Consider the following 21526-nt stretch of genomic DNA (forward strand, 5'->3'; position numbering starts at 1 on the left):
GAGATAGCCGGCAGGCCAGAGGGGGGTGCTGTCCCGCCGACCTAGCCGTCGAAATCAGGCAAACGCGCCGTGGCAGTGCTTGTATTTCTTGCCGGAGCCGCAGGGGCAGGCTTCGTTGCGGCCGATCTTGCCCCAGGTCGCCTGGTTGTTCGGATCGCGGTCTTCGGGAGCGACGATGGCGTTGCTCTCCTGGCGGACCAGAAGTGCGGTCTCGCCGCCCTCGAAATCGTCCTCGCCCGTGGTGCCGTCAATGTGGCTGCCGAACATTTCAGGCGCTTCGGGCGGCGGTGCTTCGGCGGCCTGGCGGACCAGTTCGACGCGCATCAATTGCGCGGTGACGGCCTGGCGCAGATTGCCGAGCAGCGCCTGGAACAGCTCGAACGCCTCGCTCTTGTATTCCTGCAGCGGGTCGCGCTGGGCGTAGCCGCGGAAGCCGACGACCGAACGCAGATGGTCGAGGTTGACGATGTGCTCGCGCCACAGATGATCGAGCGTCTGCAACACCACCGAGCGTTCGACATAGCTCATCACGTCTGGGCCGAAGCGCTCGGCGCGCTCCTTGGCGGCGGCGTCGGCGGCCTTGGTCAGGCGCTCGCGGATGTCGTCCTCGGCAATGCCTTCTTCCTTGACCCAGTCCTCGACCGGCAGGTCGAGATTGAGGAATTCGGCGACCTCGGCCTTGAGGCCGGCGACGTTCCACTGCTCGGCATAGGCGTTTTCGGGGATGTTCTTGGTGACGATCTCCTCGATGACGCCTTCGCGCATCTCGGCGATCGTCTCGGACAGGCCTTCGCCGTCCATCAATTCGATGCGCTGCTCGAACACCACCTTGCGCTGGTCGTTCGAGACGTCGTCGTATTTCAACAGGTTCTTGCGGATGTCGAAGTTGCGCGCTTCGACCTTCTTCTGCGCCTTTTCCAGCGCCTTGTTGATCCACGGATGGATGATGGCCTCGTCTTCCTTGAGGCCAAGCTTCTGCAGCATGCCGTCCATGCGCTCGGAGCCGAAGATGCGCATCAGATCGTCCTGCAGCGACAGGAAGAATTTCGAACGGCCGGGGTCGCCCTGGCGGCCGGAGCGGCCGCGGAGCTGGTTGTCGATGCGGCGCGATTCATGGCGCTCGGTGGCCAGCACGTAGAGGCCGCCGGCGGCCAGCGCCTTTTCCTTCAGGCGCTCGACATCGGCAATGATTTCCTTTTCGCGCGCCTCGCGCTCGGGACCAGCAGGCATGTCGCCCAGTTCGTCCTCGATGCGCATCTCGGCGTTGCCGCCGAGCTTGATGTCGGTGCCGCGTCCCGCCATGTTGGTGGCGATGGTGATGGCGCCGGGCTTGCCGGCCTGGGCGACGATGGCCGCTTCGCGCTCGTGATGGCGGGCGTTCAGCACTTCGAAATCCTTGAACCCTTCCTTGCGCAGGCGCTCGGCCAGTTGCTCGGATTTTTCAATGGAGGTGGTGCCGACCAGCGTCGGCTGGCCCTTGGCGCGCGCTTCCTTGATCTCCTTGACGATCGCCTTGTACTTCTCCTCGACCGTCCGGTAGACCTCGTCGTCCTCGTCCTTGCGGATGACCGGCAGATTGGTCGGGATCTCGGTGACTTCGAGGCCGTAAATGTTGCCGAACTCCTCGGCCTCGGTCAGCGCCGTGCCGGTCATGCCGGACAGCTTCTTGTAGAGGCGGAAATAGTTCTGGAAGGTGACGGAGGCCAGCGTCTGGTTTTCCGGCTGGATCGCCACATGCTCCTTGGCTTCGAGCGCCTGGTGCAGGCCTTCCGAATAGCGGCGTCCCGGCATCATGCGGCCGGTGAATTCGTCGATGATGACGATCTCGTCGTTGCGGACGATGTAGTCCTTGTCCTTCTGGAACAGCCGGTGCGCCTTCAGCGCGTTGTTGACGTGGTGGACGATGGCGACGTTCTCGACGTCATAGAGCGACTCGCCCTTGAGCAGGCCGGCCGCGCGCAGCAGGTTTTCCAGCTTCTCGGTGCCTTCCTCGGTGAAGATCGAGGTCTTCTGCTTCTCGTCGATCTCGTAGTCGGCCGGGCCGAGCTGCAGCATGAAGGCGTCGATGGTGTTGTACATTTCCGAACGGTCCTCGAGCGGACCGGAAATGATCAGCGGCGTGCGCGCCTCGTCGACCAGGATGGAATCGACTTCGTCGACGATCGCGTAATTGTGGCCGCGCTGCACCATCTGCGCGCGCTCATACTTCATGTTGTCGCGCAGATAGTCGAAGCCGAGCTCGTTGTTGGTGGCATAGGTAACGTCGGACGCATAGGCGACGCGGCGTTCCTCGTCGGACAGGCCATGGACGATGACGCCGACCGAAAGGCCGAGGAATTTGTAGACGCGGCCCATCCATTCGGAGTCGCGGGTGGCGAGATAGTCGTTGACGGTGACGACATGGACGCCCTTGCCGGCAAGCGCGTTGAGATAAACGGGCAGGGTGGCGACCAGGGTCTTGCCCTCGCCCGTGCGCATTTCGGCGATGCCGCCATTGTGCAGCACCATGCCGCCGATCAGCTGCACATCGAAGGGGCGCATGCCGAGCACGCGGCGGGATGCCTCGCGGACGGTGGCGAAGGCCGGCACCAGCAGGTCATCGAGCGTAGCGCCGTTGGCGATATCCTGGCGGAATTTTTCCGTGCGGGCCTGAAGCTCGGCGTCGGACAGCGCCCGCATCTCGTTTTCCATGGCGTTGATCGCCTCGACACGCGGCCGGGTCGATTTTACGCGACGATCGTTGGAGGAACCGAAAACCTTACGGGCGAGACCGCCGAGACTGACCATCCGATGGTCCTTTCGATAGAATTCTCAATTTTGAGATGAGCGCCGGCCGGCCCCATCAATTCCGCGTGAAACGCGGACAAACACAAAAAGCGCCCGGAAAACGGTTCTGGACGCAAAGTCGTTGGACAGATAAGAGGGGGCTCAACTGATGTCAACGCCGCGTTAGCCCTATGGGCAGCGCCAAATTCCGCCACAATCCGGCTGATCTGCAAGCCCTACCAATCCCCCCTTGGAGTTAATCTTGATGTCCTTACTGTTTCGCCGTGCGTCGCTCGCCAGCCTTGGCTTGGCTTTCGGCCTGTCGGCCCTGTCGCTGTCTCCGCTGATGGCCCAGGAAGCCGCTCCCGCCCCGGCCGATGCCGCAGCAGCGCCGGCGGCAGCCCCCGTCGATCCGAACGCCGTCATCGCTACCGTCAATGGCCAGAAGCTGACCGAGGCGGACCTTGGGCTTGCCGAGGGCGAGCTGTCGCAGCAGTTCTCGCAGTTGCCACCCGAGCAGCGCCGCGCCGCCGCCCTTTCGGCGGCCATCGAAATCCGCGTCATGGCCGCCCAGGCGGTCGCTACCGGGCTCGACAAGGATCCCGAATTCCAGCGCCGCATGGCGTTCCTGCAGCAGCGCGCGCTGCATGGCGAGATGGTCGAGAAGGGCGTCGTCGACAAGGTTACCGATGCCGAGGTGCGCGCCCGCTACGACCAGGAAATCGCCAGCACGCCGCCGGTCAATGAGATTCATGCCCGTCACATCCTCGTGAAGACGAAGGAAGAGGCCGAGGCGATCATCAAGCAGCTCGATGGCGGCGCAGACTTCCAGAAGCTCGCCAACGAGCATACCAGCGATCCCTCGGGCAAGACCAATGGCGGTGATCTCGGCTGGTTCGGCCCGGGGCAGATGGTGCCGGAATTCGACAAGGCGGCAGTTGCGCTCGAAATCGGCAAATACACCAAGGAGCCGGTGCAAACGCAATTCGGCTGGCATGTCATCAAGCTCGAGGACAAGCGCACCAAACAGCCGCCGGCCTTCGACGACGTCAAGGACCAGGCCAAGCAGGCGGTGATCCGCGACAAGTATTTCGCACTGGTCAAGCAGCTGCGCGGCGCCGCCAAGGTCGAAATCCCCGACGCCAATCTGAAGAAGGCCGTCGACACGATGGAAGCCGGCAAGTAAGGCCGGCACCGAAAAAACATGCAAAGGGCGCCGTTCGGCGCCCTTTTCAATTGCGGGAGATGCCTGACATCACATAGCGGACAGTGGCACGGATTGTCGCCTCATCTTCGTCCAGCCGGTTGGTCAAAAGGTGTTTCCAGGCATAGGAAGCGATGAGGTCGGCGACCAGCGCTGCGTCGATATCGGCCGCAACCTCGCCGCGCGCCTTGGCGCGCTCGATGATCCGAGCGGTGTGGGACACGCGCCCATCGGCATAGCCAGTCAGGGCCGCGGCCGCCGCTTCGTCCGACTGGGCCTCGGCGATCAGCGAGCGGAATACGCTGCCCGAGGATGTGTCGCGCCAATGCGCGAAGAGGTTCCTCAGGAAACCGACGAGGTCGTCTTCGAGACTGCCGGTATCGGGGACGTCGACACGCTTTTGCCGCTTGTAGACCTCTAACAGCAAGGCCGCCTTGCTCGGCCACCAGCGATAGATCGTGGGTTTGCCGGCGCGCGCCCGCCGCGCCACGGCCTCTATGGAGAAGCCGGCATAGCCGGCCTCGACCAGCACCGCCTCCGCGGCCTCGAGAATGGCCTCGGCGCTGTCTGGGTTGCGCCGCGCCCCGATCGATCTGCGCGCCGGATCCTCGCCCATGTCTGTCCTCGCCAACAATCTCGCCGGCAATCCTGGCCAACAATCTCGCCGGCAATATAGGTGAGCTGGCAGGCAAACGAAACGGCCCGTTTCCAGCGCTTGTAGAAGCAGGCCTCACGTTCGCCCTGCGCGGGGATTTTCAGTTCATCGCTTGCGAGGTTTCCGAGGCGATCCGCCACTGGCCGTCGCTCTTCACCAGCCCAAGCGTGACGCGTGCCTTGCCGGTCATGCGCGCCGCCGATTTGTCTTTCGACATATAGTCGTAGCTCATCGCGAACACGGCTTCGGCGCGGTTCTCGCCCTGCCGCGTCACATTGAGGCTGCCGGGCTCGAGACTGAACGACCAGGATGCAAATTGCGCGAACCAGTCCGTCTTGAGCTTGACGACGGCGTCGCTGTCATAGCGCGTGCCGAAGATGGTGGCGGAAGGCGCATAGAGCCGCTTGACGGTCTCGCCGATCGCCGCGGCATCGGGCGCAAGATAGTCGTCGCGCAGGAATTTCTCGATTGCGGTCTTGTCGTCGCCTACAGACCGTTCGAGTGCCGCAACCTTTGTTTCGGGCGCCGGGGGGACGGCGGGCTTCGGCTGTGCAACCGTTTCGCCGCCGGGCACAAACTCAAACCGTTCGAGCAGCGAACCCTGTTCCCATGGGCGCTGTCCCTCGCGGGTTTCGGAGACCACGTCGCGGCGCACCGCGATCATCATGTCGTTGATGCTCTGGCCGGGCTCGGCCATGTGTCGCAGCAGGGCGGCGGCGAACGGCGAATTGCGCCCGGTGCCGTCCATGGCGACAGCGCCTGGCGCCGTCGAGAAGGCGATGAAGGAGCCGCGCGTCGAATCGAACTGCGCCAGACCGGCAAGCGCCGTTGCCGAGCGCGTGGTGGCGGTGCGGCTCAGGCTGCGGGCAAAGGGATTGTTGCGGCAGGCGTCAAGGAAAACCAGGCTGACCTTGGTCTGCTGCTCCATGATGTCGAGGACTTCGTCGATCGGCACGGCTTCGAGCTGCAGCTTGACCGGCATGTCGAGCCGGGCGTCGACCGGCACGATGTAGTTGCGCCCTTCCACCTGCAGGCCGTGGCCGGCGTAATAGAAAAGCCCGACGCCCGCACCTTCCAGCGCATCGGAAAATTCGCCGATCTTGCGCTCGAGTTCGCGCTTGCCGAGATCGTTGCCCTCGATGACGTGGAAGCCGATCGAGCGCAGCTTGCCGGCAATATCGAGCGCATCGTTGACCGGATTGGTGAGCGTGCCGGCTTCGGCATAGGTGCCATTGCCGATGACCAGCGCCACGCGCCGTTCCGGCTGCGCATCGGCGCTCAGGAGCAAAAGCCCCATAAACGCCACCGCCAAGATCACCAGCCTGCCCATGGCCGATATCATAACGCCATGGGCCCCGCCGACGCCAACGGATTTGAAATGCAAGCTTAATCCCTGGTGGCTTGCCCACAGCGGCGGCCAAGAAAACGCCCTTGCGCCGGGCCGTGCTATCGGGCAAACCGGCCTTCGCCTAGCGTTTTTCCGTCGCCCGAGGTCCCCAATGTCCGCAACGATTTCGCCGCTCGCGCCGAAGAAATATCCCAAAATGCCTGCCATTGAGGGCGTGCGCATCGCCACCGCAGAGGCCGGGATCAAGTACAAGAACCGTACCGACCTCTTGGCCATGGTCTTCGATGCCGGCACAGCGGTTGCCGGCGTGTTCACGAAGTCGAAATGCCCCTCGGCGCCGGTCGACTTCTGCCGCGAGAACCTTGGCGCCGGCAAGGCGCGGGTGCTTGTGGTCAATTCCGGCAACGCCAACGCCTTCACCGGCAAGAAGGGCCGCGCCTCCACCCAACTGACCGGCGAGGCCGCGGCCAAGGCCGCAGGCTGCACGCCAGGCGAAGTGTTCCTCGCTTCTACCGGGGTAATCGGCGAGCCGCTCGACACCACCAAATTCAGCCATTTGCTGGCCGGACTGGTCAAGGACGGCAAGCCGGATCTGTGGACCGAGGCGGCAAAGGCCATCATGACCACCGACACCTATCCGAAAGTGGCGACAGCGACGGTCAAGCTTGGCGACACCGACGTCATCATCAATGGCATCTCCAAGGGCGCCGGCATGATCGCGCCCGATATGGCGACTATGCTGTCCTTCATCGCCACCGATGCGCCGATCGCCGCCCCCGTGCTGCAGGACTTGTTGTCGCGCGGCACGGCCAAGACCTTCAACGCCGTCACCGTCGACAGCGACACCTCGACCAGCGACACGCTGCTGTTGTTCGCCACCGGAGCCGCTGCCGAGCGCGGCGCGCCCGCCATCAGCGATCCCAAGGATGCGCGTCTCGGCGCGTTCCGCCGGGCGCTGGGCAAGGTGCTCAAATCGCTGGCGCTGCAAGTGGTGCGCGACGGCGAGGGCGCCCGCAAGCAGGTCGAAGTCACCGTTACCGGCGCCAAATCGGCGCGCTCGGCCAAGCGCATCGCGCTGTCCATCGCCAATTCGCCGCTGGTCAAGACGGCGGTTGCCGGCGAGGACGCCAATTGGGGCCGCGTCGTCATGGCCGTCGGCAAGGCCGGCGAGCCGGCCGATCGCGACCGGCTGTCGATCTGGTTCGGCGACAACCGTCTGGCGCATGAGGGCGAACGCGACCCGGGCTACTCCGAGGAAGCGACCTCGGCCTATATGAAGCGCGACGACATTCGCATCCGCGCCGATATCGGTATCGGCCGCGGCAAGGCGACGGTGTGGACCTGCGACCTCACCAAGGAATATGTCGCCATCAATGGCGATTACCGGAGCTGATGGAGTTGGCTTCCAGGCATCCGGCAAGCATGCTGGCCATCGTGCGCCGCTACGAGGCTGCGGGGTTTCGCGCCTGGCCGGCGGCGGCCGTGCATTATGACGGCACCTGGGTGGTGCGGCTGACAGCCGGCCATCCGGCCAAGCGGCTGAACTCGGTCAACCCGCTCGATCCCGGCGACACCCAGCACATTGCCGAGCGCATCGGCCGCGCCAGCCGGCGCTTCGACGCCTATGGCAGGCCGCTGACCTTCCGCATCTCGCCGCTGTCGGGGCCGGACCTGGCCAAGCATCTCGACAATGAGGGCTGGAGCACATTCGACGAATCCCTGGTGATGCGGCTGCCGCTGGCGGACGCGCAACTGGCGCCGGCCATGGACCAGATTCCGCTGAAGGATATCAGCCGCTTTCTCGGCGCGTCGCTCAAGGTCAGCGGCTCGGATGCATCGCTGCGGCCCGGTCTTTCGGAAATCATCGGCGCTATCCAACCCGAAGTCGGGCTGTTTGCGCTGGAGGAAGGGGCCGACCCTCTGGCGGTGCTGATCTGCGTCCATGACGGCGATCTTGCCGGCCTGTTTGAGATCGCCACCGCCAAGTCGGCGCGCAATCAGGGCCATGGCCGCAACCTGATCCTGTCGGCGCTGAAGTGGGCGAGGCTGCGTGGCGCTCGCGAAGCCTGGCTGCAGGTCGAGGCCAGCAATGCGCCGGCGCTGGCGCTCTATCACTCGCTGGGCTTCGACGAAGTCTATCGCTACCACTATCGCCGGCCGCCGGGCGCATGAGCGAGATCACCGGCAAACGCCTGCTGCTGGTCGCCGCGTGCGCGCTGGTCGATACCGATGGCCGCGTGCTTCTGGCGCAGCGGCCCGAGGGCAAACAGCTTGCCGGCCTGTGGGAATTTCCCGGCGGCAAGGTAGAGCCAGGCGAGACGCCGGAACAATGCCTGATCCGCGAACTGCAGGAAGAAATCGGCATCGAGACCGACATTCCTTGCCTGGCGCCGCTCACCTTCGCCAGCCATTCCTATGATGATTTCCATCTCCTGATGCCCCTGTTCGTCTGCCGCCGCTTCCGCGGCATCGCGCAGCCCAGGGAAGGGCAGGCGTTGAAATGGGTGCGGCCAAAGCAGATGCGCGACTATCCCATGCCGCCGGCCGACGCGCCGCTAATCCAGTTCCTCATCGACCTGTTGTGATACAAAGCCATTTCGCGGTCTGATCTAGCCAGCGTTAATGGAAGATTTATCTCGTCGTGAAAAATTGCGGCAAAGCGGGTTCGCGGGGAGCGATTGCATGAGCCTCGACAGGGAATGGGACTCGATCCGGCCAGATCGCAGCTTTCGCGCCGCCGGCGTCGGCTTATTGCGCGTCACGCTGTTGTTCGGCTCGGCCGCAGTGGCGCTGGCGCTGATCGCGGTCCCCGTGCTGGACAACCAGACGCGATCATCCAGCCGCGATGCTCTTGCAGGCGGTCTCGACCCGATGAGCACGGGTTCGATCGGCTCGCGGGCCACCTATACTCTGCGCAGAAGCGTGCTGCAGCCCTCACCGAGCTCAGTCTGCATCATCCGCGCCGACGGCCAACGCAGCGGCGACTGCTGACCAACAAGGTCGACACCAGCTTGAGAACTTCCTCAACGCAGGCCCATTTCACAGCCTGTTAAGCTTGTGCCGTTAACCTTTCTTAACAGGTCGGCGATATGGTCGGGGATGAGAGGGATCGACGATCATGAAGCCATTGCTGCGCCGATTTTTGCAGGACGAAACAGGCGCCACGGCCATTGAATATGGCCTGATCGTTGCGGTGCTGTCGCTTGCCATCGTCGGGGGTGTCGGCAAGGCCAGCAATGCGATCCAGTTTCTGTTCAGCGACAACAACAGCAGGCTCGCAAACGCCTTCGCCGAGCACTGATCCGGAGCGCCGTCACCGCCCGCCGGGGTTTTCCAGTATCGTCTTCAGCGAGACCTTCGCCGAACCCGGTTTCAAGGGCTTTTGCTGCGAGGCATCGGGCGCCCAGCCCGACATCCAGACGATGGAAAAGCTTGCCCTGATGCGGCCATCAGCGTCCGAAAAGCGTTCGGCATAGATTTCGGCGGCACGGGTAAAAAGCTTTCGCGCTCCCGGTCGCCGGCTGCGATCAGTCAGCGCGCTGGTTTCGCCCATCGCCCTGAGATCGGCAATGAGGTCGAAGAGGGTATCGTAGCGGACGGTCACCGTTTCGACGTCGGCCACCGGCAGCGCCAGTCCGGCGCGCTGCAGCAGTGCGCCGGCGTCGCGAACATCGGTGAAGGGGATGACACGCGGGCTGGCGCCGCCACAGAGTTCGGTCTCGGCGGCGAGCAGGCTTTCGCGCAATTCGGAAAGCGTGCCGGCGCCGGCAAAGGCGCCGAGGAAAAGCCCGTCGGGCCGCAGAGCGCGGCGGATCTGCACCAGCATGCCGGGAATGTCGTTCATCGCCTGCAACGACAGAAGTGAAACGACGAGGTCGAGGCTTTCCGGCTGGAACGGCACTGTTTCCAGCGGTGCTATCAGCCCTGGCCGGCCGTCCAGAAACGCTGGATCTGCCTCGACGCGCACGATCTCCGCTGCCTTGCCGCTTGCAGCGACCACGTCCGTTGCGTCCGGCGTCTGGCAAAACAGCACCGCGGCCTTGCCGAATTTCCGCTCGACCGCGCCGAGCCGGTCGGCAAGGTCTTCCGCCGCCCGCCGCATCAGAAAATCCGCGCCGGCTACGGGGTGGGCCAGCGCCCTGCGCTTGCGCACCAGCCAAAGTTCAGTATCGATGATCGGCGGCAACGGTAGACATCCCTGTTTGTCCGTCTAGTGATATCCTGGCGCGGACGACAAAACCACGTGGCCGATCCGGTGATGGAGATCAAGAGCCTCGCTCAAACCATGTTGAAACTGGCCATGTTGGACTGGCCGGCGCGGATGCTGTTCCCGCCGGTCTGTGCCGGCTGTCGCAGGCACGTCTCGCAACCCGGCGTTTTGTGCGGTGCCTGCTGGCCGAAACTCAGGCTGCTGGAGCGGCCATGGTGCGCGGTGATGGGCACGCCATTCACGCACGATATGGGCGAGGGATTCCTGTCGGCCGAGGCGATCGCCGATCCGCCGCCGTTCGAGCGGGCGCGGGCGGCCGTGGCCTATTCAGGTGTCGCCCGCCAGATGGTGCAAGGTCTGAAATACCAGGATCGCACCGATCTGGCGCCGTGGATGGCGCGCTGGATGCTGCGCGCCGGCGCTGAGGTAATTGCAGACGCCGATGTCGTCGTACCGGTGCCGCTGCACTGGCGGCGCTTCTTTCGGCGGCAGTTCAACCAGTCGGCGGAGTTGGCAAGGGCGGTTGCGCAGCTTAGCGGGCTGCCTTTCTCGCCCTCGGCGGTCCGGCGCGTCAAGCTCACGCGCCAGCAGGTCGGGCTGGAGCGGCAGGAGCGCGAGGACAATGTGCGCGCCGCCTTCCGTGTGCCTGCGGAAGCCGAAATCGAGATCACTGGGCGCCGCGTGCTTCTGGTCGACGATGTCTACACCACCGGCGCTACCGTGCGCTCGGTCGCCAAGGCGCTGAAGAAGGGCGGCGCCGGAGCGGTCGATGTGCTGACCTTTGCGCGTGTCCTGCCGGGGGACTTTCGGGCCGACGAGTCCGCGACTATATAAGGTCAAAGAAAGGCACGGACCGATGCTCGATGTGACGATTTACACCCGTATGATGTGCGGCTATTGCGCAGCGGCCAAGCGGTTGCTCGACCGCAAGGGCGTCGCCTACACCGAGCATGACGCTTCGTTTTCGCCGGAATTGCGCCAGGAAATGATTTCGCGGGCGCATGGCCGCTCGACCTTTCCGCAGATTTTCATCGGCGACACGCATGTCGGCGGCTCCGACGACCTCCACGAGTTGGAGGCACGGGGGCAGCTGGATAGGCTGCTTGCCAACGGCTCGACGACAAAGAGCGGTTCGTAGCGCCGCTCTATGTCTTTGTTTTTACGCAATTCCGGACGGAAAACCGTTACACACTTTTCCTGGAATTGCTCAAAGAGGACGTGACGATGGGTATTTTCAAGGCGGCGGCGATTCAGATGCGTTCGGGCGAGAGCCCCGAGCGCAACGCGGTCGATCTCGAACGGCTGGTGCGCGAAGCGGCAGGCCTCGGTGCAACCTACATCCAGACCCCGGAAATGACCGGTGCGCTGATCCGCGACAAGGAAGCCAGGGCTGCTTCCTTCACCTTGGAAGACAAGGACATCGTCGTGGCGGCCGCGCGCAAGCTCGCCAGCGAACTCGGCGTCTTCCTGCACATCGGCTCGACCGCCATCCTGCGCACCGACGGCAAGCTCGCCAACCGGGCGCTGCTGTTTGGGCCGGACGGCGCCACCCTTGCCACCTACGACAAGATCCACATGTTCGATGTCGACCTCGACAATGGCGAGAGCTGGCGCGAATCCGCCGCCTATGAGCCGGGCACCGAGGCCGTCGTCACCGAGATCGACGGCGCTAGTCTCGGCTTTGCCGTCTGCTACGATCTACGCTTTCCACAGCTGTTCCGCGCCGAGGCGATGGCCGGCGCCGACCTCTTGTCGGTGCCTGCCGCCTTCACCCGCCAGACCGGCGAGGCGCACTGGCATGTGCTGCTGCGAGCCCGTGCCATCGAGAACGGCGCCTATGTGGTTGCTGCAGCACAAGGTGGCCTGCATGAGGATGGCCGCGAAACCTATGGCCATTCGCTGATCGTCGACCCATGGGGTCGAATTCTCGCCGAGGCCGACCATGACGATCCGGAGGTGATCATCGCCGAGATCGACACGGCGCAGTCGTCGGCCGCGCGTAAGAAAATCCCCAATCTCAAGAACGCGCGTGATTTTGCCGTCAATGCCGGCGCAGTGGAAGCGCCGCGGCTCAGGGGCGCGGCTTCGTGATCCGCTTTGCCCTGATCTGCGAGCACGAGCACGAATTCGAGGGCTGGTTTCGCAGCAATGACGATTTCGACACGCAGAAGAAGCGCGGCTTCGTCGATTGCCCGAGCTGCGGCTCGCACAAGGTGCAAAAGGCGCTGATGGCGCCAGCCGTCTCCACCGCGCGGAAGCAGGAAACAATTGCGCTGGCCATGGGCGAAACCCAGAAGCAGGCTTTGGCGCAACTGAAGGCGATGGCCGAGAAGGTGCGCGAGAATGCCGACTATGTCGGCGACAAGTTTGCCGAAGAAGCGCGCAAGATCCATTTCGGCGAGAGCGATGCGCGCGGCATCTATGGCGAGGCGACGTTGGACGAAGCCAAGAGCTTGGCCGAGGATGGCATCGATTTCATGCCGATCCCGAGTTTTCCCGAGGAGCGCAATTGAGCGATCAGCTGGCGCTATCGATCAATTTGCCAAGCAACTGAGCCAGTGCCCCCCGCTCCGTGCCGGTGAGCCCGGCGAGGATTTCATGCTCGTTGGCGACGTGGGCGGTCAGGGCTTCGTCGATCAAGGCCAGACCTTTTTCGGTCAGTTGCACGACAATGCCACGCCGGTCGTTGGGGTGCGGGCCGCGCAGGATCAGTCCGGCCTTCTCAAGCCGGTCGAGCCGGTTGGTCATGGCGCCGGAGGTCACCATCGTCGCCTCGTATAGAGCGGTCGGTGTCAGCGCGTAGGGCTGGCCGGAGCGGCGCAGCGTCGCCAGCACATCGAATTCGCCGGCCTGCAGTCCGAAACGGGCAAACAGCGGGGCGAGGCGCTCGCGGGCGATTAGCGACGAGGCTTCGTTCAGCCGCCCAAGCACCAGCATTGGCGACACCTCCAGGTCCGGCCGTTCCCGCTTCCATTGCTCCACCGCCTTTGCCGCGCGATCCATCTGTCTCACCGCTAAGTATCTTGACGTTAAGAATCTTTGTGGTATGCTACCTAAAGATACAGTTTCGACCCAGTGCCGCAAGTGAGTGACGGGACCATCCGATGAAATTTCTCTGGGAATCGGCGCTTGGCCTGCTGGTCGTCACCGGCGGCCTGCTCGGCCTGACCCTGCCGTTCGGCAAGCTGGCGACGGCTGTCGGCGTTCCGGCCATGGTCTGGGCCTTCGTCATCTCGTTCGGCGCCGGGGGCGTGCTGCTGTGCGCGTTGCTCGCGAACGGCGAGCGCATGCGGCTCACCTCGCACAGACTGCGCTATTTCTTCATCACCGCCGCCGTGTCCTACGCCGTGCCCAATCTGCTGATGTTTTCGGCTATCCCGCATCTCGGCGCCGGCTATACCGGCATCATGTTCACGCTGTCGCCGGTCATCACACTGGTGTTTTCGATCCTGCTCGGCGTTCGACGGCCAAATACGCTCGGCAGTATCGGTATCGCCGTCGGCTTCATCGGCGCCGTCATGGTGGCGGTGACGCGCGGCGAGGCCGGCCAGCCGGCCGATGTCTACTGGGTGCTGGCCGGACTTTTGATCCCGGTCAGCCTTGCCGCCGGCAATATCTATCGCACCGTCGACTGGCCCGAAGGCACCGGTCCGATCGAACTGGCCGTCGGCAGCCACCTGGCCTCGGCGACGCTGCTGCTGATCGGCATTCTCACGCTGTTCGGCCTCAGTGCCTTCGCCCCGCTCAGGGCCGTGCCGCTGGTTGTCGTGGCGCAAGTCGCTTCGGCCTCGGCGATGTTTGCCTTCTTCTTCCGGCTGCAGGCCGTGGGCGGTCCGGTCTATCTCAGCCAGATCGGCTATGTGGCGGCGGCCGTCGGCCTGTTTGCCGGAACCATCTTCCTCGGCGAGCACTACCAGTTGCTGACCTGGGCCGGCGCGGTGATCATCACCATCGGCGTGATCATCACCACCAAGGCGCAGAGCCAGAAGGCATAGGGTCTTTGGTTTACGCAATTCCCTAGGCAAAGCGCTATGCGCTTTTCCCGGGAAAACCGCTTCACACTTTGCTCGAACTGCTCAAGCTTAAATTTGGCTCGCGTCGAGGCGCTTCCGTAGCGCCGGCGGGGCGACGTTTCGCCAGGCCGTCCGAACGGCGCTGCGGAATGTCTGTTCGTCGCAGGCTTCGAGCATGATCGACGTCCATCCCTTTTGGCCCCAGCCGCCTGTCACGGGCCTGAAAACCGATGGCTCAGCCGCGGCCATCATCTCTTGCTGGTCCCGGTCGAGCTTGACGACAGCACGGTCGGCTTCGGGCAGCGAGACGAAGATACGGTTGCGGACGCGGAAGTCAGCCTTGCCGAAATGCGATTGCTCGACCGTTTCGGGAAGATCGAGCGCCAGCTCTCGGGCCCTCATAGTGTCCACGGCCGCCCCCTTTCGTTCAGACCGATCGTTTTTCCGCCAGCACCATATAGTTGACGTCCATGTCCTTGGAGCGTGCCCAGCGGTCGGCGAGAGGATTGTAGGTCACGCCGGTGCGGTCGATGATGGTCATGGCGGCGCTGCCAAGCGCCTTTTCAAGCTCTTCGGGCCGCACCAGCTTGCCGAACTGGTGGGTGCCGCGCGGCAGCCAGCGCAGCACATATTCGGCGCCGATGATGGCCAGGCCCAGTGCCTTCAGCGTGCGGTTGATGGTGGCCACGAACATGATGCCGCCGGGCTTGACCATCTCGCCGCACTTGCCGATGAACAGGTCGACATCGGCAACATGCTCGACGACTTCCATGTTGAGGACGACGTCGAATTTCTCGCCGGAATCGGCCAAATCCTCAGCGGTCGTAGCGCGATAATCCACCGTCACGCCGCCTTCGGCCGCGTGCAGCTTCGCCACCTCGATGTTGGTTGCCGAGGCGTCGGCGCCGACCACTTCGGCGCCAAGCCTTGCCATCGGCTCGCACAACAACCCACCGCCGCAGCCGATATCGAGGAAACGCAGGCCTTCGAACGGCCGCGCCGCCCGCGGATCGCGGCCGAAGCGCGCCGCCACCTGGTCCCGGATATAGGCAAGCCGGACCGGGTTGAATTTGTGCAGCGGACGGAATTTGCCGTTCGGGTTCCACCATTCGGCGGCAAGCGCGGAAAAGCGTTCCACTTCTCCGGCATCGATTGTCGATCGTCGGGCCTCTGGCATAGGGCGGGTCTCCTCGGACGCTAGGAAGTCGGGTGCCGGGGCAAGAAAGTCAAGGCCGGTTTTTGCGACTGCTGGCTAGTCGACCTATGGCCTCGAGATCACAATCGCCGCATGTTCCATCGCAACACTTGCGGGATCGATGGCCCGCATCGCTTCGCAATCGCCGATCTCGGCCATGATCCGGCCTGCGGCGGCGAGAGCCTGCTCGCGACTTCGCCAGCGCACCACATCGACCCATCCGCCATCGTCCCGCCGCGCCAGGCAGCGGTTTACGAAACCAGGTTGCCGCGCCAGCCAGTCGGCGACCAGGTCGTTGGCGGCGGCAAAGCCCGCTTCCGCTCCAGGCTTGAGGCGAAAGGTGACGATTTCCAGGGTCTCGGTCATTTTGCGTCCAGCACGTCGCGCAATTTCGCCGCCAGCTGCTCGATGGTGAAGGGCTTGGCCAGGAAATGCACGTCATGGTCGAGCACGCCATTGTGGAAGACGGCGTTCCTGGTGAAGCCGGTGGTGAAGATCACCTTCAGCTTCGGCATGCGCGCCAGCGCCTCCTCCGCGAGCTTGCGGCCATTCATCACCGGCATGACGATATCGGTGAACATGAGCGCCACACCAGGGTTGTCGCCCAGCTTTTCCAGCGCTTCCTGGCCGCTTGCGGCATGAATGACGGTGTAGCCGAGTTCGCGCATGGCATCCGTGGTGGAAGCCCGCACGCGTGGATCGTCCTCCACGACAAGGATGGTTTCGGTGACCGGCACGGGAGGATTTCCGGCTCGTTCCGAAGATATGGCGGCCTCTTCCGGGCCGAAGAAGCGCGGCAGGTAGATCCTGATCGTGGTGCCTTGGCCGGGTTCCGAGTAAATCTTGACGTGTCCGCCGGACTGTTTGACGAAGCCGAACACTTGGCTCAGCCCGAGGCCGGTGCCCTTGTCGACCGGCTTGGTGGTGAAAAATGGCTCGAAAGCCCGCTCCATGACGTCCGCCGGCATGCCGGCGCCGGTGTCGCTGACCGCAATCATTACATACTGGCCGGCTTTGACCTCGGCATGGGTGGCGGCGTAGCCCTCGTCGAGGTGGCTGTTGGCGGTCTCGATGGTCATCTTTCCGTCCTCGCCCATGGCGTCGCGCGCATTGACCGCCAGGTTGAGAATGGCATTTTCGAGCTGGCTCGAATCGGCATGGGTCTTCCACAGGCCGCCAGCCAGCACGGTTTCGATGCGGATGGTTTCGCCGAGCGCCCGCCGAAGCAGGTCCGACATGCCGGCGACCAGACGATTGGCGTCTACAACCTGAGGCGCGAGCGGCTGCTGGCGCGAGAAGGCAAGCAGCCGTGACGTCAAGTTTGCGGCCCGGGTCGCCGCATCGGTCGCCGCTTCGATGAATTTCATGATGTCGTGCTCGCCCCGCGTCAGCTTGCGCTGGGCGAGGTTCATGGCGCTGATGATCACCGCCAGCATGTTGTTGAAATCGTGGGCGATACCGCCGGTCAGCTGGCCCACAGCCTCCATCTTCTGCATCTGGCGGATCTGCGATTCGGCCTTTTCACGCGTCTGGATTTCGTTGCCGAGCTCGATGTTCTTGCGCATCAGCTCTTCCTGGGCGATCGCCACTGCGCGGAACCGGCGGCGCGAAAGGCGAACCGTGTAGGCGCCAAGCAGGAAGATCGCCAGCAGCGCCGCTATCGAGCCGATTCGCAGCCAGTTTTCGACCCGGTCGGTATGAGCGTCGCGCGCGGCGATGGCTGCGCCGCCAATGCGCCGGATCGTGTCCATGCTGGCCCGGATCTGGTCCATGGCGGCCTTGCCCTGGCCGCTGCGGACCAGTTCCAGAGCTTTTGCCGCATCGCCGCGATCGTAGAGTGCAATCGTCTCAGCCAATTCGGCCTGGTTTTGTGAAAGCGCGTCCTTGACGTGGTTGATCTGCTGCACGAGTTCGTCGTCCGGCGCGGTCATGCCGTCGATGCGGGCAAGCTGGCCCGGAATGGCGTCGACCGCCTGCCGATAAGGCTGGAGGTAGGATTTCTCGCCGGTCAGGAGATAGCCGCGCTGGCTGGTCTCGGCCTCCTGAGCCATCGCAAGCAAACCGGAAAGCAATTCCTGATACTCGACCGCCTCGCGCGCGGCCTCACGATTGGCTCTCTGGGTCTCGACCAGCACGGCGCGTGTGCCGACGATCAACGCCAGCACGGCGAAGCCGATGAACAGCGGCAGCGATTGCCACCGCATGGCGCGTCGAAGGCGAACAATCATTCGATATGCCGGACCAAAAGGAGTTTCCCGCGGGCAGCATTTGGTAAGCGGCGGCGGGGCCGAACGCAATATGCCGCGATCCTGAAGCCGGCATCCGCCGCCAGCCTTGCGAAACCGTGATCATTTGGCTAAGGAGGCGCGCATTCAGCGGCCGGCTTCTGTCGAGCGCTTACTTCCCCTTTCGGTCCTGGGCCGGCTTCAGTCAAAGGCATTTCGCTTCCATGGCGCGCATCGTGATGAAATTCGGCGGAACCTCCGTCGCCGACATCGCCCGCATCCGCAATGTGGCGCGTCACGTCAAACGCGAGGTCGATGCCGGCCATGAGGTCGCTGTCGTGGTTTCGGCGATGGCGGGCAAGACCAATGAACTGGTTGGTTGGACGCGCGAAGCCTCGCCCATGCACGACGCGCGCGAGTATGACGCCGTGGTCGCCTCGGGCGAGCAGGTGACTGCCGGCCTGCTGGCGATCACACTGCAGAATATGGGCGTCCATGCCCGCTCCTGGCAGGGCTGGCAGATCCCGATCAAGACCGACAACGCGCATGGCGCGGCGCGCATCCTCGAAATTGACGGCGCGTTCCTGATCAAGCGCTTCGGCGAGGGCCAGGTGGCTGTCGTCGCCGGCTTCCAGGGCATCGGCCCGGACAACCGCATCGCCACGCTCGGCCGCGGCGGCTCCGACACAAGCGCGGTGGCCATTGCCGCGGCGGTCAAGGCCGACCGCTGCGACANCACGCTCGGCCGCGGCGGCTCCGACACAAGCGCGGTGGCCATTGCCGCGGCGGTCAAGGCCGACCGCTGCGACATCTACACCGATGTCGACGGCGTCTACACCACCGATCCGCGGATCGAGCCGAAGGCGCGGCGGCTCAGCAAGATTTCGTTCGAGGAAATGCTCGAAATGGCCTCGCTCGGCGCCAAGGTCTTGCAGGTGCGCTCGGTCGAGCTTGCCATGGTGCACAGGGTGCGTACGTTCGTGCGGTCGTCCTTCGACAATCCCGATGCGCCCGGAATGGGGGATTTGCTCAATCCTCCGGGAACGCTTATTTGCGACGAGGAAGAGATCGTGGAACAGCAGGTCGTCACCGGAATTGCCTACGCCAAGGACGAAGCGCAGATTTCTCTGCGCCGCGTCGGCGACCGCCCGGGCGTTGCCGCCGGCATTTTCGGCCCGCTGGCCGAGGCCAACATCAATGTCGACATGATCGTCCAGAACATCTCAGAGGACGGCAAGTTCACCGACATGACCTTCACCGTGCCGTCCGGCGACGTGGACAAGGCGCTGGCCGTGCTGGAGCGTCTGAAGGCTTCGATCGGCTATGACGTGGTGCAGTCGGAAGCCGGCATGTCGAAGGTTTCGGTCATCGGCATCGGCATGCGCAGCCATGCCGGTGTGGCCGCCACCGCTTTCAAGGCGCTGGCCGACAAGGCGATCAACATCCGCGCCATCACTACCTCCGAGATCAAGATTTCGATACTGATTGACGGTCCCTACACGGAACTCGCGGTTCGTACTTTGCATTCCGTGTACGGTCTGGATAAGCAGTAGCGAGAGCGATTTGAGTTGTTGCGTGTGCGCCGGTCGCAGTGGAAACTGCGGCGGGCAAAATGCCCATTGGAGAAGAAGCCGCGATGCGTGATACGGCCAGCGGCCCGCGCGTTCTGCTGAAACGGCTCCGCGAGCTCATGCAGGAGCCGCTGGAGCCGCAGGAGCGGCTCGACCGGATCGTGCGCGACATCGCCTCCAACATGGTCGCCGAGGTCTGCTCGCTCTATGTGCTGCGCGCCGATTCGGTGCTCGAACTCTATGCCACCGAAGGTCTGAACCCGAACGCCGTCCATTTGGCGCAACTGCGGCTGGGGCAGGGCCTCGTCGGCACCATTGCCGCGAGCGCGCGGCCGCTCAACCTCTCCAATGCACAGGAACATCCGGCCTTCGCCTACCTGCCGGAGACCGGCGAAGAGATCTACAATTCCTTCCTCGGCGTGCCGGTACTAAGGGCAGGGCGCACGCTCGGCGTGCTGGTGGTGCAGAACAAGACCATGCGCCACTACCGCGACGACGAGGTCGAGGCGCTGGAAACGACCGCCATGGTGATCGCCGAGATGATCGCCACCGGCGATCTCGCGCGCCTGACCCGGCCCGGCCTCGAACTCGACCTGCGCCGTCCCGTCAGCTTTACCGGCCTGTCCTTCAACGAGGGTGTCGGCCTCGGCCATGTCGTGCTGCATGAGCCACGCATCGTCGTCACCAATCTGTTCAACGAGGACAGTGAGGAAGAGGTGCGCCGGCTGGAGACGTCGCTCGGTTCGCTCAGGCTTTCCATCGACGACATGCTGGAGCGGCGCGATGTCGCCTTCGAGGGAGAACATCGCGAGGTGCTCGAGGCGTATCGCATGTTTGCCAACGACCGCGGCTGGGTGCGCCGGCTGGAAGAGGCGATCCGCAACGGCCTGACGGCGGAAGCGGCGGTGGAAAAGGTGCAGAGCGACATGCGCGCCCGCATGCTGCACATGACCGATCCTTATTTGCGCGAGAGGATGAGCGACTTCGACGATCTCGCCAACCGGCTGCTGCGCCAGCTGATGGGGCGCGGGCCTGACGACGTCGCGGCGTCACTGCCGAAGGATGCCATCCTGGTCGCGCGCTCGATGGGCGCGGCCGAACTGCTTGATTATCCCAGGGACAAGCTGCGCGGCGTGGTGCTGGAAGACGGCGCTGCCACCAGCCACGTCGTCATCGTAGCGCGCGCCATGGGCATTCCGGTCGCCGGCCAGATGAAGGGCGCCGTTTCCATGGCGGAAAACGGCGATGCCATCATCGTCGACGGCGAGGAAGGCACCATCCATCTGCGGCCGCAGCCCGACCTCGAAGCCGCCTATGCCGAAAAAGTGCGCTTCCGGGCGCGCCGGCAGGAAGTCTACCGGGAACTGCGCAAGAAGCCGTCGGTGACCAAGGACGGCGTCCAGGTCGACCTGCTGATGAATGCGGGCCTGGCCGTCGACCTGCCGCAGCTGGCCGAGGCGGGTGCGGCCGGCATCGGCCTGTTCCGCACCGAATTGCAGTTCATGGTCGCCTCGACCTTCCCGCGTGCCGAGGCGCAGGAGCGGCTCTACCGCGACGTGCTGGACGCGGCGCGCGGCAAGCCGGTCACCTTCCGCACCATCGACATCGGCGGCGACAAGGTGCTGCCCTACTTCAAGGGCGCCATCCAGGAAGAAAACCCTGCGCTCGGCTGGCGCGCGATCCGGCTGACGCTCGACCGGCCGGGTCTGCTCAGGACCCAGATCCGCGCTCTGCTGAAGGCCTGCGGCGGGCGCGAACTGAAGCTGATGCTGCCGATGGTTACCGAACTCGGCGAAATCGCCCAGGCGCGCGAGATCATCGACCGCGAAGTGCGGCATCTCTCCCGCTTTGCCCACCATCTGCCGACCAGCCTCAAGGTGGGCGCCATGCTGGAAGTGCCGTCGCTGCTGTTCCAACTCGACGAGTTGATGAAGGCGGTCGATTTCGTCTCGGTCGGCTCCAACGACCTGTTCCAGTTCGTCATGGCGGTCGATCGGGGGAACACGCAGCTCTCCGACCGCTTCGACACGCTTTCGACGCCTTTCCTGCGGGTTCTGAAGCAGATCGCCGACGCCGGGGTTCGCAACCACACGCCGGTGACGCTGTGCGGCGAGCTTGCCGGAAAACCCATTTCCGCCATGGCGCTGATCGGCCTTGGCTACCGCTCGATCTCGATGTCTCCAGCCTCGATCGGCCCGGTCAAGGCGATGTTGACCGAACTGCCACTGGAGGAATTGGAGGCTTTCTTTGCCGACAATCTGATGGCGCCAGCTCAAGGGCTGCCGATGCGGGCGCTGCTGCAGGCCTTCGCCGACGACCGCTCCATCCCGCTATAGCAT

At 64.1% G+C, this 21526-nt stretch carries 22 protein-coding genes; 13 read left to right on the plus strand and 9 right to left on the minus strand.

The window, feature by feature from the left end; translation table 11 throughout:
• Window positions 1-54 precede the first annotated feature (54 nt).
• The gene (secA, locus tag X728_RS143635) at window positions 55-2787 is read right to left on the minus strand and encodes a preprotein translocase subunit SecA (protein WP_023672992.1); all 2733 of its coding nucleotides are present in this window, start codon (window positions 2785-2787) and stop codon (window positions 55-57) included.
• 244 nt (window positions 2788-3031) lie between these two features.
• Between secA and X728_RS143630 the strand changes: the two genes are divergently transcribed.
• Complete coding sequence (locus X728_RS143630) at window positions 3032-3952, plus strand: peptidylprolyl isomerase (protein ID WP_023686683.1); 921 nt, start codon at window positions 3032-3034, stop codon at window positions 3950-3952.
• A gap of 46 nt (window positions 3953-3998) precedes the next feature.
• On the opposite strand, the gene X728_RS143625 is transcribed toward X728_RS143630, so the two are convergent.
• Together X728_RS143625 and X728_RS143620 are read right to left on the minus strand one after the other, a co-directional pair.
• On the minus strand, window positions 3999-4586 hold the full coding sequence (locus X728_RS143625; RefSeq protein ID WP_023694003.1) for a TetR/AcrR family transcriptional regulator: 588 nt from the start codon (window positions 4584-4586) through the stop codon (window positions 3999-4001).
• A 139-nt stretch (window positions 4587-4725) separates the two neighbouring features.
• Window positions 4726-5955 (minus strand): caspase domain-containing protein, encoded by a 1230-nt coding sequence (locus tag X728_RS143620; RefSeq protein ID WP_023832519.1) that lies wholly within the window; start codon window positions 5953-5955, stop codon window positions 4726-4728.
• Window positions 5956-6124: 169 nt separating this feature from the next.
• Between X728_RS143620 and argJ the strand changes: the two genes are divergently transcribed.
• The 5 genes from argJ to X728_RS143595 all read left to right on the plus strand — a co-directional run bounded on the left by argJ (window position 6125) and on the right by X728_RS143595 (window position 9274).
• Window positions 6125-7366: a bifunctional glutamate N-acetyltransferase/amino-acid acetyltransferase ArgJ gene (gene argJ / locus X728_RS143615; RefSeq protein ID WP_023822807.1), complete on the plus strand. Its 1242-nt coding sequence runs from the start codon at window positions 6125-6127 to the stop codon at window positions 7364-7366.
• A gap of 29 nt (window positions 7367-7395) precedes the next feature.
• Window positions 7396-8145, plus strand: coding sequence for a GNAT family N-acetyltransferase (locus tag X728_RS143610; RefSeq protein ID WP_031195769.1), 750 nt, complete (start codon window positions 7396-7398; stop codon window positions 8143-8145).
• Window positions 8142-8558 carry an 8-oxo-dGTP diphosphatase MutT gene (gene mutT, locus X728_RS143605; protein ID WP_023685791.1) on the plus strand — a complete coding sequence of 139 codons (417 nt, stop codon included), beginning with the start codon at window positions 8142-8144 and terminating at the stop codon, window positions 8556-8558. The genes X728_RS143610 and mutT overlap by 4 nt, the downstream gene beginning before the upstream one ends.
• 97 nt (window positions 8559-8655) lie before the next feature.
• On the plus strand, window positions 8656-8964 hold the full coding sequence (locus X728_RS143600; RefSeq protein ID WP_023694000.1) for a hypothetical protein: 309 nt from the start codon (window positions 8656-8658) through the stop codon (window positions 8962-8964).
• 127 nt (window positions 8965-9091) lie between these two features.
• Window positions 9092-9274, plus strand: a complete 183-nt coding sequence (locus X728_RS143595; protein ID WP_023672984.1) for a Flp family type IVb pilin — start codon at window positions 9092-9094, stop codon at window positions 9272-9274.
• A gap of 12 nt (window positions 9275-9286) precedes the next feature.
• Here the strand turns inward: X728_RS143595 and X728_RS143590 are convergent, their stop codons facing one another.
• Window positions 9287-10159: a methyltransferase domain-containing protein gene (locus tag X728_RS143590; protein WP_023832520.1), complete on the minus strand. Its 873-nt coding sequence runs from the start codon at window positions 10157-10159 to the stop codon at window positions 9287-9289.
• 99 nt (window positions 10160-10258) lie between these two features.
• On the opposite strand from X728_RS143590, the gene X728_RS143585 reads away from it, so the two are divergent.
• From X728_RS143585 to X728_RS143570, 4 genes are all read left to right on the plus strand, one after another.
• The gene (locus X728_RS143585; RefSeq protein WP_245259891.1) at window positions 10259-11017 is read left to right on the plus strand and encodes a ComF family protein; all 759 of its coding nucleotides are present in this window, start codon (window positions 10259-10261) and stop codon (window positions 11015-11017) included.
• Between the two features lie 22 nt (window positions 11018-11039).
• Window positions 11040-11321, plus strand: coding sequence for a glutaredoxin 3 (grxC, locus tag X728_RS143580; protein WP_023672982.1), 282 nt, complete (start codon window positions 11040-11042; stop codon window positions 11319-11321).
• Window positions 11322-11407: 86 nt separating this feature from the next.
• Window positions 11408-12274 carry a carbon-nitrogen hydrolase family protein gene (locus X728_RS143575; protein WP_023672981.1) on the plus strand — a complete coding sequence of 289 codons (867 nt, stop codon included), beginning with the start codon at window positions 11408-11410 and terminating at the stop codon, window positions 12272-12274.
• Window positions 12271-12696, plus strand: coding sequence for a DUF1178 family protein (locus tag X728_RS143570; protein ID WP_023672980.1), 426 nt, complete (start codon window positions 12271-12273; stop codon window positions 12694-12696). Before X728_RS143575 ends, X728_RS143570 begins: the two co-directional genes overlap by 4 nt.
• A gap of 4 nt (window positions 12697-12700) precedes the next feature.
• Here X728_RS143570 and X728_RS143565 read toward each other — a convergent pair whose 3' ends face one another.
• Window positions 12701-13186, minus strand: a complete 486-nt coding sequence (locus X728_RS143565) for a MarR family transcriptional regulator (protein ID WP_023672979.1) — start codon at window positions 13184-13186, stop codon at window positions 12701-12703.
• Window positions 13187-13287: 101 nt separating this feature from the next.
• On the opposite strand from X728_RS143565, the gene X728_RS143560 reads away from it, so the two are divergent.
• A complete protein-coding gene (locus X728_RS143560; RefSeq protein WP_023818505.1) occupies window positions 13288-14178 on the plus strand; it encodes a DMT family transporter in 891 nt (296 codons plus the stop codon).
• A gap of 87 nt (window positions 14179-14265) precedes the next feature.
• Here X728_RS143560 and X728_RS143555 read toward each other — a convergent pair whose 3' ends face one another.
• The 4 genes from X728_RS143555 to X728_RS143540 all read right to left on the minus strand — a co-directional run bounded on the left by X728_RS143555 (window position 14266) and on the right by X728_RS143540 (window position 17619).
• Entirely contained in the window at window positions 14266-14598 is a 333-nt protein-coding gene (locus X728_RS143555; RefSeq protein ID WP_023685781.1) for an MmcQ/YjbR family DNA-binding protein, read from the minus strand.
• 25 nt (window positions 14599-14623) lie between these two features.
• Window positions 14624-15373 (minus strand): bifunctional 2-polyprenyl-6-hydroxyphenol methylase/3-demethylubiquinol 3-O-methyltransferase UbiG, encoded by a 750-nt coding sequence (gene ubiG, locus X728_RS143550; protein ID WP_023672976.1) that lies wholly within the window; start codon window positions 15371-15373, stop codon window positions 14624-14626.
• A gap of 84 nt (window positions 15374-15457) precedes the next feature.
• Window positions 15458-15757: a hypothetical protein gene (locus X728_RS143545; protein WP_023693994.1), complete on the minus strand. Its 300-nt coding sequence runs from the start codon at window positions 15755-15757 to the stop codon at window positions 15458-15460.
• Complete coding sequence (locus X728_RS143540) at window positions 15754-17619, minus strand: CHASE3 domain-containing protein (protein ID WP_245266206.1); 1866 nt, start codon at window positions 17617-17619, stop codon at window positions 15754-15756. Before X728_RS143540 ends, X728_RS143545 begins: the two co-directional genes overlap by 4 nt.
• 221 nt (window positions 17620-17840) lie before the next feature.
• On the opposite strand from X728_RS143540, the gene X728_RS143535 reads away from it, so the two are divergent.
• Together X728_RS143535 and ptsP are read left to right on the plus strand one after the other, a co-directional pair.
• Window positions 17841-19169, plus strand: a complete 1329-nt coding sequence (locus tag X728_RS143535; protein ID WP_023832522.1) for an aspartate kinase — start codon at window positions 17841-17843, stop codon at window positions 19167-19169.
• An 83-nt stretch (window positions 19170-19252) separates the two neighbouring features.
• Window positions 19253-21523, plus strand: a complete 2271-nt coding sequence (gene ptsP / locus X728_RS143530; protein WP_023693992.1) for a phosphoenolpyruvate--protein phosphotransferase — start codon at window positions 19253-19255, stop codon at window positions 21521-21523.
• Window positions 21524-21526: the final 3 nt, after the last annotated feature.

This window comes from Mesorhizobium sp. L103C119B0 (genome assembly GCF_000502235.1).
Classification (GTDB): domain Bacteria; phylum Pseudomonadota; class Alphaproteobacteria; order Rhizobiales; family Rhizobiaceae; genus Mesorhizobium.

Excerpts from the sequence above, each read along its gene's own strand:
- X728_RS143595 (WP_023672984.1), top strand. The coding sequence starts at position 9,092 with ATGAAGCCATTGCTGCGCCGATTTTTGCAGGACGAAACAGGCGCCACG.
- X728_RS143540 (WP_245266206.1), bottom strand. The coding sequence starts at position 17,619 with ATGATTGTTCGCCTTCGACGCGCCATGCGGTGGCAATCGCTGCCGCTG.
- ubiG (WP_023672976.1), bottom strand. The coding sequence starts at position 15,373 with ATGCCAGAGGCCCGACGATCGACAATCGATGCCGGAGAAGTGGAACGC.
- X728_RS143585 (WP_245259891.1), top strand. The coding sequence starts at position 10,259 with ATGTTGAAACTGGCCATGTTGGACTGGCCGGCGCGGATGCTGTTCCCG.
- ptsP (WP_023693992.1), top strand. The coding sequence starts at position 19,253 with ATGCGTGATACGGCCAGCGGCCCGCGCGTTCTGCTGAAACGGCTCCGC.
- X728_RS143610 (WP_031195769.1), top strand. The coding sequence starts at position 7,396 with ATGCTGGCCATCGTGCGCCGCTACGAGGCTGCGGGGTTTCGCGCCTGG.
- mutT (WP_023685791.1), top strand. The coding sequence starts at position 8,142 with ATGAGCGAGATCACCGGCAAACGCCTGCTGCTGGTCGCCGCGTGCGCG.
- secA (WP_023672992.1), bottom strand. The coding sequence starts at position 2,787 with ATGGTCAGTCTCGGCGGTCTCGCCCGTAAGGTTTTCGGTTCCTCCAAC.
- X728_RS143625 (WP_023694003.1), bottom strand. The coding sequence starts at position 4,586 with ATGGGCGAGGATCCGGCGCGCAGATCGATCGGGGCGCGGCGCAACCCA.
- X728_RS143575 (WP_023672981.1), top strand. The coding sequence starts at position 11,408 with ATGGGTATTTTCAAGGCGGCGGCGATTCAGATGCGTTCGGGCGAGAGC.
- X728_RS143545 (WP_023693994.1), bottom strand. The coding sequence starts at position 15,757 with ATGACCGAGACCCTGGAAATCGTCACCTTTCGCCTCAAGCCTGGAGCG.
- X728_RS143620 (WP_023832519.1), bottom strand. The coding sequence starts at position 5,955 with ATGGGCAGGCTGGTGATCTTGGCGGTGGCGTTTATGGGGCTTTTGCTC.
- X728_RS143560 (WP_023818505.1), top strand. The coding sequence starts at position 13,288 with ATGAAATTTCTCTGGGAATCGGCGCTTGGCCTGCTGGTCGTCACCGGC.
- X728_RS143555 (WP_023685781.1), bottom strand. The coding sequence starts at position 14,598 with ATGAGGGCCCGAGAGCTGGCGCTCGATCTTCCCGAAACGGTCGAGCAA.
- X728_RS143600 (WP_023694000.1), top strand. The coding sequence starts at position 8,656 with ATGAGCCTCGACAGGGAATGGGACTCGATCCGGCCAGATCGCAGCTTT.
- argJ (WP_023822807.1), top strand. The coding sequence starts at position 6,125 with ATGTCCGCAACGATTTCGCCGCTCGCGCCGAAGAAATATCCCAAAATG.
- X728_RS143630 (WP_023686683.1), top strand. The coding sequence starts at position 3,032 with ATGTCCTTACTGTTTCGCCGTGCGTCGCTCGCCAGCCTTGGCTTGGCT.
- X728_RS143565 (WP_023672979.1), bottom strand. The coding sequence starts at position 13,186 with ATGGATCGCGCGGCAAAGGCGGTGGAGCAATGGAAGCGGGAACGGCCG.
- grxC (WP_023672982.1), top strand. The coding sequence starts at position 11,040 with ATGCTCGATGTGACGATTTACACCCGTATGATGTGCGGCTATTGCGCA.